The sequence below is a fragment of the Azospirillum melinis genome (assembly GCF_013340935.1).
GTDB lineage: Bacteria > Pseudomonadota > Alphaproteobacteria > Azospirillales > Azospirillaceae > Azospirillum > Azospirillum melinis.
The window spans coordinates 1-1,929 of the sequence record NZ_WHOS01000137.1 but is presented as its reverse complement, the minus strand read 5'-3'; the positions used below and the strand labels follow the sequence as shown (position 1 = coordinate 1,929).

Below are 1,929 nucleotides of genomic sequence, written 5' to 3'. Positions count from 1 at the left end.
CGTATGTTTGGACGCCTCAAGGACTTCCGGCGCATTGCCACCCGCTATGACCGCTCCGCCACCAACTTCATGGCCGCCGTCCACATCGCCGCAACCGTCGCCTACTGGTTATGAGTCCGGACCCTAGTGCGGCGGCTTTTCCGTCCCGACGTTTCCTCATATTCAGACCTGCACTGTAACTCCATTCGCCTGCCTCCTGGGAAATCGGCTGAAATCCTGAAGGAGAGAGAAAAAAGATTTTTCCAATTATACTGCTGAACAAATTTCATAAATTACCATGAATTACATTTAGTTCCAAAATACTTCAATACTTTCTTTCTCAATCATGTAAATCAATTGACAGATTCCGCACTTAAATGCGGGAGATATGCGCCCAGCGACAGAGATTGCGCCATTTCGTTGATTTTTTTGCATGTTTCATCTTAGCAACAGAGCGGAATGCACTCTATGATTGGGCGGCGTGGAACATTGGTCGTAACGCTCACGCACTGATTGCAAGGTGAATCGCCCATGTCGCCGTCGCCGTCCCCTCTCGAGTCGATCCGCCAAAGCCTGATGTCGGGCGGTCGCCTTCCGGCAATAGTTGCGGCTCCCATCGCGCTCGGCGTATCGCTGGCCGGCAGCGCCGCATCGGCGGAAACACTGTCCACGGTTCAGAATCAGACTTTCGAGCCAACCGGCAGCAGCATCCTCATCACCAGCACCGGTGGCGTGGTCGATAGCGGTACCGGCAATGTTTACACCGATCAGACCACCGGCGTGTGGGTAAAGTCTGCCGGTGGCTGGACCCTGACCAACCAGGGCACGATCAGGATTTCGGTCGACACGAACTTCTATCAGGCCGATGGCATCTACGGGCAGACCTACGGCACCGTCATCAATTCCGGACTGATCGACGTTCAGAAAACCTACGATGGCATCCTGTTCGCCAATTCGTCTGGGTCGCTGAGGTCGGTCGTCGAGAACACAGGGACGATCATCGGCAACTGGGTCGGCATCGAATCCGCCCACGCGCTCAACCTTACCAACGGGTCGGCGTCCAACGGAGCGGCGCTGATCAAGAATGTCCGGTCGGCGACGGCGCTCATGCAGACGGATTATGCGGCGGTCATGGTCTCCGCGCTGACCACGCCCTCCTTCGTCACCAACTATGGCACGATCATCGGCACCACCGACGCGCTCTCCGTCACCGGTGTCTCGACCATCGTCAATTATGGGACGATCGCCGCCGGAAACGGCTATAGCGCGATCAAGACCTACGGGTTCGGCGCCGGCAGCCTCATCACCCTGAAGGACGGCAGCGCCGTGGTCGGTGGGATCCAGGCCGGGGGCGCCAACCAGGTTCTGCGACTGGAAGGCAGCGGCAGCCTGAGCGGATCGGTGTCCGGCCTGACCAGCCTGACCATGAGCGGAACCGAGTGGACGCTTGGCGGCGCGAGTTCGGCCACCACCACGAACCTCCAGGCCGGCACGCTGCGCGTCAACGGCTCGCTCACCACCGGGCTGCAGCTCAGCAGCGGCACGACGCTCGCCGGTACTGGAACGGTTGTCGGGAATCTGACCACCCCGTCCGGCACCACCCTGTCGCCCGGCGGCTCCAGCACGCCCGGCACCCTGACGGTCACCGGCAACTACACGCAGGACAGCGGCAGCACGCTGGCGATCCGGACGACCTCGTCCACCGCCAGCAAGCTGGCCGTCACCGGCACCGCCACAATGGGCGGCGCGCTGTCCGTCACTTCGACCGGCAGCGGGTACGGTGCCAGCACGACCTATACCATCCTGACCACGACGGGTGCTCTGTCCGGTGCCTTCACTTCCGTCACCAACAGCGACGCGACGCTGACCCCGACGGCCACCTTCGACACGGCTAACAAGGAAATCAAGCTCACCCTGACCGAGGTGACCTCCCCGCCGCCTCCACCTCCC

2 pseudogenes are annotated in these 1,929 nt (G+C 60.7%); both read left to right on the top strand.

Annotation, left to right across the window (positions count from 1 at the left end):
* A pseudogene (locus GBZ48_RS35765) lies at positions 1 to 114 on the top strand (IS5/IS1182 family transposase); the annotation flags it as partial.
* Between the two features lie 396 nt (positions 115 to 510).
* Positions 511 to 1,929: pseudogene (locus GBZ48_RS35760) on the top strand (autotransporter domain-containing protein); the annotation flags it as partial.